At 62.8% G+C, this 14,908-nt stretch carries 10 protein-coding genes; 6 read left to right on the forward strand and 4 right to left on the reverse strand.

Annotated elements, in window-relative coordinates:
* Positions 1-5: 5 nt before the first annotated feature.
* The 5 genes from OHL11_RS03610 to OHL11_RS03630 all read left to right on the forward strand — a co-directional run bounded on the left by OHL11_RS03610 (position 6) and on the right by OHL11_RS03630 (position 9,030).
* On the forward strand, positions 6-1,535 hold the full coding sequence (locus OHL11_RS03610) for a hypothetical protein (RefSeq protein ID WP_263370107.1): 1,530 nt from the start codon (positions 6-8) through the stop codon (positions 1,533-1,535).
* Positions 1,536-1,721: 186 nt separating this feature from the next.
* Entirely contained in the window at positions 1,722-4,391 is a 2,670-nt protein-coding gene (gene gyrB / locus OHL11_RS03615; protein WP_263370108.1) for a DNA topoisomerase (ATP-hydrolyzing) subunit B, read from the forward strand.
* Positions 4,392-4,494: 103 nt separating this feature from the next.
* On the forward strand, positions 4,495-6,627 hold the full coding sequence (locus OHL11_RS03620; protein ID WP_263370109.1) for a mechanosensitive ion channel family protein: 2,133 nt from the start codon (positions 4,495-4,497) through the stop codon (positions 6,625-6,627).
* A gap of 351 nt (positions 6,628-6,978) precedes the next feature.
* Entirely contained in the window at positions 6,979-7,542 is a 564-nt protein-coding gene (locus tag OHL11_RS03625) for an RNA polymerase sigma factor (protein WP_263370110.1), read from the forward strand.
* Positions 7,543-7,560: 18 nt separating this feature from the next.
* Positions 7,561-9,030: a hypothetical protein gene (locus OHL11_RS03630; protein WP_263370111.1), complete on the forward strand. Its 1,470-nt coding sequence runs from the start codon at positions 7,561-7,563 to the stop codon at positions 9,028-9,030.
* A gap of 52 nt (positions 9,031-9,082) precedes the next feature.
* Here the strand turns inward: OHL11_RS03630 and OHL11_RS03635 are convergent, their stop codons facing one another.
* Entirely contained in the window at positions 9,083-9,955 is an 873-nt protein-coding gene (locus tag OHL11_RS03635; RefSeq protein WP_263370112.1) for an adenine nucleotide alpha hydrolase family protein, read from the reverse strand.
* 7 nt (positions 9,956-9,962) lie between these two features.
* The gene (locus tag OHL11_RS03640; protein WP_263370113.1) at positions 9,963-11,594 is read right to left on the reverse strand and encodes a M48 family metalloprotease; all 1,632 of its coding nucleotides are present in this window, start codon (positions 11,592-11,594) and stop codon (positions 9,963-9,965) included.
* Positions 11,595-11,773: 179 nt separating this feature from the next.
* Between OHL11_RS03640 and OHL11_RS03645 the strand changes: the two genes are divergently transcribed.
* Positions 11,774-12,208: a hypothetical protein gene (locus OHL11_RS03645; protein WP_263370114.1), complete on the forward strand. Its 435-nt coding sequence runs from the start codon at positions 11,774-11,776 to the stop codon at positions 12,206-12,208.
* Positions 12,209-12,230: 22 nt separating this feature from the next.
* On the opposite strand, the gene OHL11_RS03650 is transcribed toward OHL11_RS03645, so the two are convergent.
* Both OHL11_RS03650 and OHL11_RS03655 read right to left on the reverse strand, forming a co-directional pair.
* Positions 12,231-12,710, reverse strand: coding sequence for a GatB/YqeY domain-containing protein (locus tag OHL11_RS03650; protein WP_263370115.1), 480 nt, complete (start codon positions 12,708-12,710; stop codon positions 12,231-12,233).
* Positions 12,711-12,800: 90 nt separating this feature from the next.
* Complete coding sequence (locus tag OHL11_RS03655) at positions 12,801-14,858, reverse strand: NHL repeat-containing protein (protein ID WP_263370116.1); 2,058 nt, start codon at positions 14,856-14,858, stop codon at positions 12,801-12,803.
* Between the last annotated feature and the right edge of the window lie 50 nt (positions 14,859-14,908).

Below are 14,908 nucleotides of genomic sequence, written 5' to 3' on the forward strand. Positions count from 1 at the left end.
CGTCCGTGGCAGGTTGCGCGACGTCAAACTCCGTCACCAGTGACCCGGGCAATCCCGGCCAGGCTACGTCGCTGACGCTGACGCCGAGCGCAACGGATTTCGCGTTTGGTGATACTGCTTCGTTGAAGGCAACGCTCAATACCTCGGTGACGCAGGGCAGTGTCGAGTTCACGGACAAGACGACGAACCAGACGGTGCTGACCAGTTTTACTGGAAGCACGACGAGCGTTCCTCTTCTGGGTTCGGCATCAACCGTTGATCTGCAGAACCTGAGCGCTCCGATCGGGGCGCACCTCTACTCGGCGAAATTTGATCAGGTCGGCAACTACAAAGCGAGCACTTCGGGGACGGTGCGCGTCACGATCCATGCACCCAACGCGAATTGTGGACTCGGTGGAGCGACGGTCTACGCCGGCGGCACGGTGCCTGCAGCGGGTGCGACGATCACCGCAGCATCCACAGACAGCAGTGCTGTCTGTGCGAGCTCGTCACGCTCGCTCACGCTGACCTCCCCCGTCATTACAGGTACAGGAGCGACGCTGTTCTACAACGACGGCGGCACCGGCGCCGCAGTACTCGCATTCAGCAACAATGACCAAGTGCTCGACGGTGGCGTTGTCACGATCAACGGCGGAAGCATCGTCAACAACCAGCCCACAGGCGGTGCCGTGATGGCGACCGGCCTGCCGTCGATGGTGGTGCTGAAGAACGTGAACACGTCCACGACGATGGGCACGGTGGTGGTCGCGGGTGGCCAGTCCGTCCTCGCGGGCTACGCTATCGGTGCCGCACGTCATGGCATCGTCTCTCTGCTGGGCGGTTCGGTAACGAGCCAACCGTTCGCGAGTGCTTTCTCGGTTCCGCTTTTCTGGGTCGCGAGCGGAGGTCAGGTGCAGGCTTCGGGCACTACTCTGGTTGCGAATGGAGCCGTTGCGGAACTGGAGGGGGCGGCTTCCCTGAACCTCACTGGTGTCAATCTCGACATGAGCCATAGCACGGGATTCGGGGTGGGGCCGACGGATGAGAACGGGAACACAGGCACAGCGCAGATGAGCCTGTCGAACAGCACGTTTGTATTGCCCGCGACACTGAACTTTGGGCTCTTCAGCGTCAACGGGAGCGCTCAGATCACGCTTTCGCACAATGCTCCGCTCTCGGCACAGTACCTTCTCGAAGAAAACATCCTGAGCACTTCGGGCAACTATCAGCTTTCGCTCGATGGCCAGACTGTCACGGGTGGGGTGGAACTCGAGGGCGGGAATCTCTCGATGTCGCTCGCCAACAACTCGCAGTGGACTGGCTTCGTGAATCCCGACAGAGGCACAGCAGCGTTGACGCTCGATGCGGGCAGCATCTGGACGCTGACTTACGATTGTGCTCTGACGACTTTGACCGACCCCGCGATCACCGCGACGGATGTGCCAAACATCGTGGGCAACGGCCACACGTTGACCTATGTGGCGAGCAAGAACCCTGCGCTTGGCGGTAAGACGTACACGCTGGCCGGCGGCGGAACACTCAAGTCTGCGAGCTAGGACGGCAAAGCGGAAAACGCGCGTCCGTGGCTTCCACAACAGGTGGAAGCCTTCGCCTTTTCTGCGATTTGCAGCGGCCGATTTCCGTACTCCCTGCGTGGTACACTGGAAGAGCTAAATAACGCCTCAATCGCCAATATTTTCAAGGGTTTTTGAGGCGTTTGCGCCGGCCTTACCGCCCGCTGAATGGAGAACACGAACCTCGTGCCAGAAGAGCAGAACCTTCCCGCGTCGCAGCCTGAAACCAAGACCCCTCCTCCTGCCGCCAACAGCGATTACTCCGGCGAAAGCATTACCGTGCTCGAGGGCCTTGCGGCCGTCCGCCTGCGTCCGGCCATGTACATCGGCTCGACGGGCGAGCAGGGCCTGCACCACCTCGTTTACGAGGTCGTCGACAACTCCGTCGACGAGGCGTTGGCTGGCCACGCCAGCAAGATCGACGTCACCATCCATGTCGACAACTCGATTACCGTCGTCGACGACGGCCGCGGTATTCCTGTCGACAACAAGATCATGCCGAACGGCGAGAGCCTGCCTGCGGTGCAGGTGGTGCTCACCGTGCTGCACGCCGGCGGCAAGTTCGATGCGTCGAACTACAAGGTCTCGGGCGGTCTGCACGGCGTCGGCGTAAGCTGCGTGAACGCACTCAGCGAGCAGTTCGATGTGGAGATCTGGCGCGATGGCTTTGCCTGGGAGATGGACTTTTCCAAGGGCGATCCGATTTCGCCGCTGCGCAAGATGGGCCCCAGCACCCGCAAGGGTACCAAGGTCCACTTCCTTCCCGACAAGAGCATCTTCACGGTGCACGAGTACTCGTTCGACATCCTCTCGAACCGTCTGCGCCAGCTCGCGTTCCTGAACAAGGGCATCGAGATCAATCTCACCGATGAGCGCGTCGTCGATGCGAAGGGTGAGGTGAAGTCGCAGTCGTACAAGTACAACGACGGCATCGCCGGCTTCATCAAGCACCTGAACAAGGGTAAGCAGGTGCTGCACGAGAAGCCGATCTACATGGAGACCGAGCTGCCGAACCTCGTCATGGAGATCTCGTTGCAGTACAACGACTCCTACTCCGAAACGGTGTTCTCGTTCGCGAACAACATCAACACGGTGGACGGCGGCACGCATCTTTCGGGCTTCCGCACGGCGCTCACGCGCACGGTGAACGCGATCGGCCAGTCTCTCGGTCTCTTCAAGGACCAGAAAGAAAACCTGTCGGGCGATGACGTTCGTGAAGGCCTTGTTGCTGTCGTCTCGGTGAAGCTGCCGCAGCCGCAGTTCGAAGGCCAGACGAAGGGCAAGCTGAACTCCGACGTCGCTGGCCAGGTGCAGGCGTTCGTCAACGAGCGCCTCGGTGCGTTCCTCGAGCAGAACCCGCAGGTTGCCAAGAAGATCATCGGCAAGGCCATCGACGCTTCGCGCGCACGTGAAGCCGCTCGTAAGGCCCGCGACCTCACGCGCCGCAAGGGCGCGCTCGACGGCGGCGGCTTGCCCGGCAAGCTCGCTGATTGCTCGGAGCGCAAGCCGGAGCTCTGCGAACTCTACCTCGTCGAGGGTGAATCGGCAGGCGGAACGGCCAAGCAGGGCCGCGACCGTAAGTTCCAGGCGATCCTTCCGCTGAAGGGTAAGATCCTCAACGTGGAGAAGGCCCGCTACGACAAGATGCTGGGCCACGAAGAAATCCGCGCCATGATCACCGCGCTCGGCTGCGGCATTGGCAAGGACGACTTCGACATCGCAAAGCTTCGCTACGGCAAGCTGATCCTGATGACCGATGCTGACGTCGACGGATCGCACATCCGCACGCTGCTGCTGACGTTCTTCTTCCGCCACATGGGCGAGCTGATCAAGCGTGGCAACGTCTTCATCGCGCAGCCGCCGCTGTACCGCATCAAGAAGGGCAAGTTCGAGCAGTACATCAAGGACGATCGCCAGTATGTGCAGGTGATGGTGAAGCGCGCCTCGGACGGCATGATCATCACGCACGGCGAAGCGGGCGCGAAGCTCGATGGACCGGAGCTGACGAAGTTCATGTCGGGCTTGAATGACTACCTCGGCTTCTTCGACAAGGTGAACAAGCGTCTGCGTGATGAAGAGGTCACGCGTGCGTTCGCCGAAATCTTTGCCAGCCGCGAAGCGGACACGAAGCGCCGCGATGCGTTCGCCTCGGCTGACAAGCTGAAGCAGATGCAGGCGCGCCTCAAGGAGATCGAGCGCACGCACCAGTTCAAGGCCGTCTCTGAGGTGGAGTTCGACGAAGAGCACCAGCTTTACTCGGTGAGCTTCACCGACGCGCAGGGTGCCACGCGCAAGATCGACTGGACGCTCGCTGCGTCGCCGGAGAGCCGTCAGCTTCTCGGCAAGCAGGACGAGATGGCAGGCACGCTGACGGGTCCGTTCCTCATCGAGTACGCCGACAAGAAGGCTCTCGCTGCAGCGAAGACCGCCGAGGAAGCCGCCGAGCAGGAGCTCGAGGACACCGAGGAAGTCGAGCTGGAAGGCGCAACCAACGTGGGCGATGTGCCCCCGGTGGAAGCGGCGAAGCCGGCCAAGCGTAACAGCAAGGCTGCGCAGGATCCGGTCGAGCGCAAGACACCGCGTGAGGTCTTCGAGTACGTCATCGAGCAGGGCCGCAAGGAGTACTCGGTGCAGCGTTACAAGGGTCTTGGCGAAATGACCGCGCCGCAGCTCTGGGACACGACGATGGACCCGGCTCGCCGCACGCTGCTGCAGGTAAAGCTCGAGGACATTGCGGCGACGGAGGAGATCTTCACCACGCTGATGGGCGAAGATGTCGAATCGCGTCGCAAGTTCATCGAAGAGAATGCGCTGGATGTAAAGAACCTCGATATCTAACGCACCACGAACGTCACTGACAACGGCCGCATATCGTGCGGCCGTTGTCCTGTTTGCGACCAGAAAAGACAGCTTATGGGGCGAGGCTGTCGTCTAATGAACTATGGTCTTTTTGCGAGCCAAAGGCTCCTCTGCATCGCTGGTCGTCTCTGCCTCTCTTGCGCTTGCGCTCACCTGCGCGCCGCTGCTCCGCGCGCAGCAAACAACGGCCGCCGCGCCTCCTGCCAGCGGCAGCACCGCTGCCACAGGGACCACAGCGGCCGCACCGAGCACTGGATCTACGGCCGCTACCGGGAGTACAGCCGCTGCGAGCGCTCCTCACGCGGACGCGCCTGCGACCACGTCGCACACCACTTCGTCGAGCCAGCAACAGATCGCAAAGCTGCCGCCGCTGACGAACACCGGAATCGACGTAAAGACGCAGAGCGATCGCATCCGCGACCATCTCGGCGTCGTGTTGCGCTTCTATCGCAACAGCACCACGAGCGTGCAGAAGACCGGTGAGTCCAGCGACATTCTCTACCAGGACCAGGCGCGCGCCGAGGCCACGAACATTGCGCAGCTCGCTTTCCAGGCTGCGCGTAACGCGGCTGCGCTGCTCTCGCACATTAGCGGCAGCGATGCGCCTGCGGACGCCGCGCCCACGAATCCGAACGACACGCTCGCACGCCTGAACGCCGCGAAGACGAGCAATCAGCAGCGGCTCACGACGCTGCAGCAGCAGAAGCAGAGCATCGTCGCTCAGCTTGCTACGGCAAACGCGAAGACGCGTCCGCAACTGCTGCAGCAGCAGGAGCAGATCGACGGGGGCCTCGAACTCGCGCAGGCGACCAACGACGCGCTCAACCGCATCACGCGCTTCTCCAGCAACCAGAACGCGCACACCGGCCTTCTCGGCGACATCGATCATCTTGAGGCATCCGCGCCTGAGCTGGCAACGGCTTCCTCGACCAAGGCAAACGCCGAAGCCCCGCTGGGCAGCCTTGCCGACGCGCAGCAAGCGGGCCTCGTCACACAGGCAGGGGCGCTGTTCGATCTACTTTCTACGCGCCGCAGCATCGATCAGCAGATCGCCATCATCGATCAGCTTCGTCAGCAGGTAGACGCTCTGCGCAGCCCGTTCATCAAGGTGCTGCGCACCACCATGAGCCAGGGTGAAACACTCACGCAGCAGACGATCAATCTCTCCGCGACTCCGACCAGCGATGTGCAGGACCGCACGAACACGCGTAAGCAGTTCGATCAGCTCACCACCACCTTCCGCGTGATGTCCGACGCGACCTTCCCGCTTTCGCAGGAGTCGCTGGTGCTGGACAGCGCACGCGGCACGTTGAGCGGTTGGCGCGTTGCCGTGGACACGGAGTATCGCAGCATCCTGCGCTCGTTGCTCATCCGTGTCGGCAGCATCGCGCTGGCGCTCGGCCTGCTCGCGCTCGTCGGCCATTTCTGGAGCCGCGCAACGATCCGCTACGTTAGCGATCTGCGCCGTCGTCGGCAACTACTCGTCGTGCGTCGCATGGTCATCGGCTTCGCCAGCGGCATTGTGTTGCTCTTCGGCTTCGTCACGCAGTTCAACTCGCTGGCGACCTTCGCGGGCTTCATCTCGGCGGGCATCGCGGTCGGTCTGCAGACGATTCTGCTGTCGGTGGCGGCGTACTTCTTCATCATCGGTCGCTACGGTGTGCGCGTGGGCGATCGCATCACCGTCGCTGGCGTTACGGGCACGGTCATCGAGGTGGGCATCGCGCGCTTCTACATGATGGAGCTCGTCGGCACCGGTACCGAGCTGCATTCGACCGGTCGCGTTGCGGTCTTTGCGAACTCGGTGCTCTTCCAGACCGGCACGCCGCTCTACAAGCAGCTCCCCGGCACCGAGTACGCCTGGCATGAGCTGACGGCGAAGCTGAAGCCCGAGGCCGACACCGATGCGGTGCTCAAGCAGCTATGCAGTATCGTGGAGCGCATCTACTCGAGCTATCAGCCGATCATTGACCGCCAGCAGAAGCAGATCGAAGCCTGGGCGGGCACGGCGATCGACCCGCCGCGCATCGACTCGCACCTGCGCCTGATGGACGATGGCCTGCAGGTGGCGGTGCTTTTCCCGGTACAGATCGCCGACGCTGCTGAAGCGGACGCGGCGATCGCCAAGGCCGTGATGCAGGAGTGGAAGCAGGAAGGCGTGTTGCGCGATGGGCTTGCGGCGACGCCGGTCATCAAGGCCGCAGTCAAGAGCTAATCGCGAAGAGCTAATCGCAGTCTTCACGCCCAAAAAGCAAGGCCCGCCGGAGGCAGCGGGCAAAGGAAAGCGAGCAGAAAAAAGCGGGGAGGAGCGCCCATACTGTCCTCAGGAGACGCACCCTCGCTCACTCCCCACCCCATAAGACGGGAGGGTTCAGACCGGGTTTACACGAGGTGTAATGTTTTTTCAGGGGCTGCGTTTTTCTGGATGAGAGCGGGCTTTCGCGCCGCTCCGCGAAAGGAAACTGCCATGAAGAATACTTGCACTTGCGAAGATTGCACCTGCGTCGTCTGCCACTGCACTGCGTGTTCCTGCCCGTCCTGCTAACCCCGAACGAGGTCGCTGCCGATGTCTGAAACCGCGCTCAACACGTTGCTCCGAAGCCGCGAGAGGTTCCTCGCCTTCGTCAGCCGCCGTGTGCGCAGCCGCGACCTCGCCGAGGACATTCTGCAAGCCGCTTATATGCGCGCGCTGGAGAAAGCTCCGCAAGATGCCGACGAGGACGGGCTGCATGCGTGGTTCTTCAGCGTCCTGCGCCACGCGGTCATCGATAGCTTCCGCCGCAGTACCAGCGAGGCGGCGGCGATGGACCGCTGGGCCTTTGAGCTGGGCCCCGAGGAGCCTGCTGCAGTTGATCCGTTCGCGCCGAAGTTCCTCTGCGGCTGCATTCAGCGGGTGCTGCCGACGATGCGCCCGGCCTATGCGGAGATTTTGCGGGAAGTGGACCTGAACGAGCGCCCGTTGAACGAGTACGCGAACGCCCACAACCTCACGCCGAACAACGCTGCCGTTCGCGCACACCGAGCGCGCACCGCGCTGCGCAAAGAACTCGAACGCGTCTGCGGCTCGTGCTCCACGCAGGCTTGCCTGGAGTGCTTCTGCAAGCTGGAAGACGAGTCCGCGCTGGCGTAACAGATTGAAAGATTGCTGATGATTTTGAAGAAGAAGATCGCCGCGATGCTTGCGCTTCCTGCGCTCGTGGCTGCTGCCCAAACGCCGAACGCGCCTCAGGTGATGACCGCCACGACGCTCCGTGAGGCCATTCTGCAACACGGCTCCTCCGGCACTTCGATCGAGCCTGCATCCACGCCCGTGCCCATGTGGATGGGCATGAAGTCCGGCTGGACGCTGATGCTGCACGCCAACGCGTTTGCCGCGAACGAGCAGCAGCAGGCCGCGAGCGAACGTGGCCGCGATGCGTGGTTCTCCACCAACTGGATCATGCCGATGGCGCAGCGACAGCTTGGCCCGGGCGAACTCACGCTGCGCGCGATGTTCTCCGCCGAACCCGGCACGATGCAGCAGCGCAACTATCCACTACTCTTCCAGCAGGGCGAAACGGCTTACGGCGCGCCGATCGTGGACGGCCAGCACCCGCATGACTTCTTCATGGAGGTCGCCGCGCTTTACGACGTGAAGCTCGGCAAGAACGCGCTGCTCAGCTTCTACGCCGCGCCGATCGGCGACCCGGCGATTGGCCCGACGGCGTATCCGCATCGCCAGTCGGCGAGCGAAGACCCCGTCGCTGCGCTGGGGCATCATCAGGAAGACTCGACGCACATCGCCTTCAACGTCTTCACCGGCGGCCTGACGTACAAGTGGGCGCGCGCTGAGGTCTCGGGCTTCCACGGTGGAGAGCCGAGCGAAGCCCATTGGCACTTCCAGCCCTCGCCCAACGGTCACGCGGTGGATTCGTGGGCGACGCGCCTCACCGTTTCGCCGAACGCGGACTGGAGCGGCCAATACTCTTACGCGCACGTTGCCTCGCCGGAGGCGCTCTACCCGCACGAAGACCAGCAGCGCCAGACAGCCAGCGTGATGTATCACCACACCTTCAAATCCGAAGCCGCGCCCGCGAAGCACGACGACGCGATGGCGGGCATGGACATGAGCGGCGACATGGCGGGTATGGATATGTCTGGCATGGACCATTCGCAGATGAACCATGCTGCGGCCACTTCCGCCGCGCCGCCGATGAAGATGCCGTCGATGTCGATGCACATGGCGGCGCAGCCGGTGAACGATCTCTCCATCACCGCGCTCTGGGGCCGCACGAAGTCGCTCGACGCGGACGCGAGCAAGCAGAACAGTTATCTGCTCGAAGCGCTGTATCGCTTCAAGGGCAAGAACTACGTGTGGACGCGCATGGAGAACGCGGGCCGTTCGAGCGAACTGCTGCTCACTCCCGGCACGTCGCTGCCTACTGGCTTCCACGAAGATCCTGTCGGCCATGTCGCGGCGTTTACTTTTGGCTATGACCGCGACTTTGCGGTGGGCCGTCATCTGCTTGCCGCACCCGGCGCTCAGGTCACGCTCTATCGCTCGCCCGCACTGCTCGCGAAGGCTTACGGCGACACCCCGACAGGGGAGGTTTTCTTCGTGCGGTTTCGTCTGCGATAAACAAAAAAATGCGGGAGCCTTTTGGGCCCCCGCTCCTGAAAATCGAAGCGCGTTATTCGCTGCTCAAGACCATGCCGCCGCCTTTGTCGAGCGTAGCGATGAGGTTTGGCGCCTGGCAGTTCTGAACGTAGTTGAACGCGTACTGGTGCTGCATCGGCACCTTGTAGGGCGGGTCGGCCACATGCAGCAGAAGGAGATGCTCACCGGGCTTCAGCATCAGCGTGGCGATGCCGTCGGTAATCTTGAAGCTTTCTTCCGAGCCGTCGATAAGCAGGTCATAGCTCTTGGACACGCGGTCCGTGCGCGGAAACTTCACGCGGAAGGTGCCATTGCACGCAGGCTGCGCCACCGGTTGCGCGGCGGCCATCGATGAGCGTGCCGCCGTCATGAGCGAGTTGCCTGTCGCGGCATCAAGCACCTGCGCGGCGAGCTTCTGTGCAGCTTTGCCGATAGGCTGCTTCACGAACGCGCGGCTGCCGGTCGCTCCGCCCCAGTGCGAGTGGTACGTTTCGACGACGAGTTCCTCCGGCTTGATCTTTTCGCGGAAGGTGCCGAGCGGCGTGGCCGATCCCGTTGCAGATTGCACGAGCGAAGCGGTCACCACGAGGAAGCCGTCCTTGAACTTGCCCTTCGGAAACTCCACCTGGTTGAGCTGCGTGACGAGCACGAGCGCAGTGTTGCTGCCTTGTCCGTAGCCCTGGATCAAGTCGTTGTCGCTCGGCAGATAGACGCCGCCGGGGTTGAGCAGCGTTGTCGCCACGCCGCGCGACTCGAGCTGCTGCAGCAGGATCAACGTGGTGCCCTCGGTGAACTCCTGTCCGATGCTTTCAAGCGAGTTGTCGTAGACCGGCATCACGCCGACGGTCTGCGCGGGAAGCGCAGCCGCCAGCATGAGCAGGCCGAGGAAGGATGCCAGCAGCCGCACCCGCATCCTAGTGCTTCGCCGCCGAGGTGCGCTTCACCGCAGGCTTCGTCGCCGGAGCATCGGCCACCGCCGGCACCATGCGGACCGACGATCCCGTCGCGTCCATCGTCATCTTCACCAGCGTCGGCGCGTCGGGAATCGCTGTGCCCGTTGCTGAAGTCTGGATCGCCACGGCGCCCGTTGCGCGCGTGGAGATGGAGGACGACGGCGGCAGGAAGAAGCTCGTATCGCCGCTCTGCGTCAGGTAGTCGTAAATCACGAGTACGTCCGCCGGCAGCGCGCCTGCGTGGTCGCGCTGATAGAGCGCCACGTAGCTCTTCAGGTTGTCGGCGATCTTCGCGTCGCTGTCGCCGGTCTTGTCCGAAGACATCATGAGCACAGCCGCATCGAGGAAAGGCTCCGGATAGGCGCCGCGCTTCTCGTCGTACTTGATGGCGAGCAGCGTGTGGCTCATGGCCTCGCGACGGTCCTCGGGAGTCTGTGCGGTGAGCGCAAGCAGCCGGCCGAGCGCACCTTGCGCGCGCGAGTCATCCGAGCGCAGCGCGACCGCGTCCATCAGGTTGTCCTTGGCCATCGCGAAGAGATCGTAGTCCAGGCTGGCGATGCCGTTGTCGCGCTTCAGATCGGCCATCAGCAGTGCGAATTGCGGTGTCGAACCCTTCAAGCCGCCGGAACGCAGACGCTCTTCGATGACACCCTTGTACTCCCCGCCGATCGCGCCCTGCATGTAGCTGATGCGCTCCTTCACGCGCTTCGAGTTCCCCATGAAGCCGAGGCCGATGCGTGCGTCCGTAGTTGTCTGATGGTCGAGGCGAGCGAGCAGCTTCGGCACTTCGCGCGCGTCGTACTGCTGGTCGAGCATGTACTTGAGGCCGAGCTGATCGGCCTCGTTCTCCTCCACCGTGTTCCACTCGGTGGGTTCGAACTTGTTGCGGAAGATGAAGTTCGATGCGATGAGGCCGCCCGTTGCGCCGAGCGCTGCACCGGCCAACGCGCCACCCGCGCCGTTCAGGCTCGCGCCCATCGCTGCACCGGCGACGGCGGTCACCGCGGTGAAGAGCGCCTTCTTCTTATTGACGTCCGCTTCCTTCTCTTCGCCGAGCTTCTGCTCGAGCACCGAGTTGCGGACGCGTTCGTATTCGTGCCCCTTCTCGATGTGGGCGATCTCGTGCGCGAGTACGTAGCTCAACTGAGCTTCGTTATCGAGCAATGAGACGAGGCCGCTCGAAACGTAGATCGTGCCCGTAGAAATCGACTCCGCGCGCGGAACCGGATCGAGCAGAATGCGGAAGGCGTAGAGGTTGTTCGAACCCTTCGGCACGAGGCGCTGGCCGATGACCGTGACGTACTGCGAGAGCGCCGGGTTGTCGTAGAGTTCGCCGTACTTGCTGCGATAGTCGGCGAAGACCGACGGTGCAAGGCGTGCCATCTCAATCGACTTGTTGACGTTGTAGGCGTACTGCATGTCGTTGCGCTGAATCTCGGACCAGCGCTTCGCGATCGTCGCCTGCACTTCGGGGCGCTGGGCGATTTCGCCAAGCTTCTTTTTGTCTTTCTCGCTGTAGTTGTTCTGCGCTACGGAGGTCAGGGCCATGCTGCTGAGCAGGCTGAACGTGATCGCACGACGAAGGATTGCCATGGGGTGACTCCACGAAGGAAATGATGGCTCGCGCCAAATCGCTGAAACTAAGGGTGTCCCAAGGAGAGCGCGACAGGTTTTGTGAGTCAACAGCAAAGCGGCGCTCGCAGCGCGCCTGCGGAAGATTGCTCCCAAATGGGAGCGGCCGCAACGGGGCTGCGAGCCATTACAGTCGTTGTATGTTTCCAGCGTTTCGACTTCGCACGGCGGCGGTGGCCGCTGCTATCGCGTGCTCTTCGTTCAGCTACGCGTCCCCGGCCTCGAGCTTTGATGTGGCTCTTTCGGCAGCGGGGCAGACGGCCCGGCCGGGCGGAACGATCACGTTGCCGCAACGCGAGCTGTATGACTTTATGCTGGACGTCGCGCCGAAGGTCGGCCATGTACGCTACGGCAGCCTGCGTGTGAAGCTGCTTCCCGCAGGCGCGGAGAGCGAAGAATCACTGGCCACGTTTACGACACTGACGGGCGTTGGTGAAGGCTTCCACTGCGCTGTGCACCTGAAGCCGCAGGCCTATGTGGCGCTGAAGCCGGGTGTGAATCGTATCGCGCTGGAGTGGTCGGACACCTGGAATAATGACCACCGCGAAGAGTTCACGGTGGTCTTGAAAGGATGAAACGCAGGAGCGCGCGAACGGCCTAGGCCTTCGCCAGCTCCTGCTTCACGAGTTCGCTGACGAGCTTGCCGTCGGCGCGAACGCCGTCGGCGAGCAGGCGCTGCTGCACGACCTTCATCACCGCACCCATATCGCGGGGCGTGGCCTTCGTGCCGCCGTTGTCGGCTTCGATCTTCGCAATGGCACCCTGCACCACGGGCAGCAGCTCGTCGGCGCCCGCGGCCTTGGGCATGTAGCTTTCGATCAACGCGATCTCGACGGTTTCCTTCGCGGCCAGCTCGGGGCGATCGCCCTTGGTAAACTGCTCCACCGACTCGCGGCGCTGCTTGAGCATCGTGGTCAGCATGGACTGCTCTTCGGCGTCGGTCAGGGGCTCGCGCTTGTCGATCTCCTTGGACTTCAACGCGGCCTTTACCATGCGCAGCGTGGTCAGTTTCTCGGCTTCCTTTGCCTTCATCGCGACAATAATGTCCGCGTCAATCTTCGTTCCAATCGTGGCCATCTTCGTTCACTTCCTTCAGAGGAAGTGTAGCAGCGAGAGCCCAAGAAAAAGCCCCGAGCCGTGGCTCGGGGCTTTGCTTGCCGTGTGGGGTTAGACGAGCGGAACTGCCGAAATCGATCCGGTGGGAGCGGCTACGCCCAGGATCTGCAGCACCGGGTAGGTCGGAGCCGCGGTGTTCACGAGCCATACCGAACCCGAAGGATCGACCGCGACGCCAGGAAGCGGCGAGGTGCCCGTCGTGACGATGGTGGTGGTTGCCGATGCCAGAACGCTGGCACCGGTAGCGTCTACGGGCTCCAGACCATCGCCGTAGGTCTTAGCCGAGGTCGAGTAGCCATCGATCAGGCCACCGTTGGTCAGGTACTTGCCCGAAGCGGTGTTGAACAGGAAGAGGTTCGCTCCGCCCGAGAGCTGCGAGGCGGGCGCGAAGATCATGTTGTTGGAGTCGATGGCGATCGTCGAACCGAAGTAGTTCGTGGTGTACGCCAATGCCGTGGAACCGTAAGGCTGCGGGAAGAAGTACTTCGAGCTGCAGCCCGCAGTGTTCGTGGTGCTGACGCAGACGCCGCCGTAACCGGCAGAGTACGAGGACGACGTGCTGCCGATGATTGCGGTCCACGCTGCGCCGGATGCGGTGAACGCGCTGCCACCCGAGTGGTAGTTCGTCGTGGTCGTACCCTGCGCCACTGCGCCGGTATACGGCGAGAGGAAGTTGTAGAAGCCCGAACCCGTTCCATTGCCCAGAATGTCTCCGGTCGTGGGGCTGACGGCGACGTAACGCGATCCGACGGACGTGGAAGGGAAGGTCGGGGTGCCGGCATAGCTGGTATCGGGTGTGATGGAGCTTGCCGGGATGCGACCGAAGTAGCCGAGGCTGCTGCTCTTGTAGGTGCCGAACCAGACGTTGTTGCTCGCATCCACCGAGATGCCGTAGGGGTTGCCGGCGACTGCGGTCGTGCTGGAGGTGCTGCCCGCGATGTAGATCGCCGTGGGAACCGTGATCTGCGTGGTAGTCGCGGTGCTGGGGGTGTACTTCCAGACATAGCCGCTGCTATCGGCGAGCCACAGGTTCAGCGGCGATGCGGCGTCGATCGCCAGCTGCTTGCCGGTCGTCACGGCCTGCAGGGCGGAGCTGCCCCAGCCGCCGCTCGGCGAGAGCAGAGCGCCGTTGGCCGAGAGCTCTACGAGCGGAGCGCTGGCCATGCCGGCCACCCAGATGTTGCCGCTGCCGTCCACGCGCACATCGCTGGGGCCGGTTGCGGCGGTGGTGCCGTTAGACTGCGTGCCGCCCGCGTACTGGATGGCCACCGAAAGATCATGCGGTGCCGCAGCCAGCGCAGGGGTATAGAAGTTGGTCGCCGAGGTCGCGTTTGCAAAGACGGTTGCCGCGTTCGACATCGGATACTTGGCCCACTGCAGCGCAATCTGCCAGGTGTTTGCGGGCGTCACGCCGCCGAAGTCGGCCGTGACAATGGTGGTGCAGCCCGCAGAGCTCAGGCCGGCCGAGTTCACGCACGCGGCCAGGGAGTTACCCAGCGACGCGAGCAGCGTGTAGGGCACCTTGCCGCCGTTTGCGGTGGTCTGCTGCAGCGCACCGGTCAGCGAGATCAGGGAGGTCGCCGTGCCGAACGCGTTCTTCAGGCCAAGCGTGTTGGCAGCGACCGAGCCGATCGCCGTCGAGCTGCCGTCCTGCGTGGAGAAGCCTGCAAGCGCTTCCGCCGCAATCACGGTCGTCAGCTCATTGATCACAACATTGGTGGAGGAGCTGATGCTGGAGCAGCTGCCAAGAGCTTCAACCAATACGTTCGACGTGTTCGTGCTACCCACACCGGGATCACCACCGGCGGCTACCAGATAAAGCTGGTCCGGATCGGAGCAAGTCGTGCTGTTGTGCGAGATGCTGAACGCGCCGGTCGAGTCCGTGGTGCCGGTGCCGAGCACCGTCGGTGCACTGCCGTTGCCGGTTTTACCAGCCCTGTACAGCGTCACGGTGGCACCTGAGATCGGCTGTCGCCCACCCATCGCGTGTCCTGTGACCGCAGAGGCAAGCTGCGAGCTCGAAGTAGCAGTAGTTTGCAGAGCGCAGCCGGACAGAGCCAGTGCGCTAAGAGACGAGAGAGCCACCGCAATGCGAAGTGCTTGTGTCATTTCGTTTCCCTTTGTGGGTGGGGCCTGTATCGACCCGTTTTATGAAGATT

Origin of the sequence: Granulicella cerasi (genome assembly GCF_025685575.1) — a bacterium.
Taxonomy (GTDB): domain Bacteria; phylum Acidobacteriota; class Terriglobia; order Terriglobales; family Acidobacteriaceae; genus Granulicella; species Granulicella cerasi.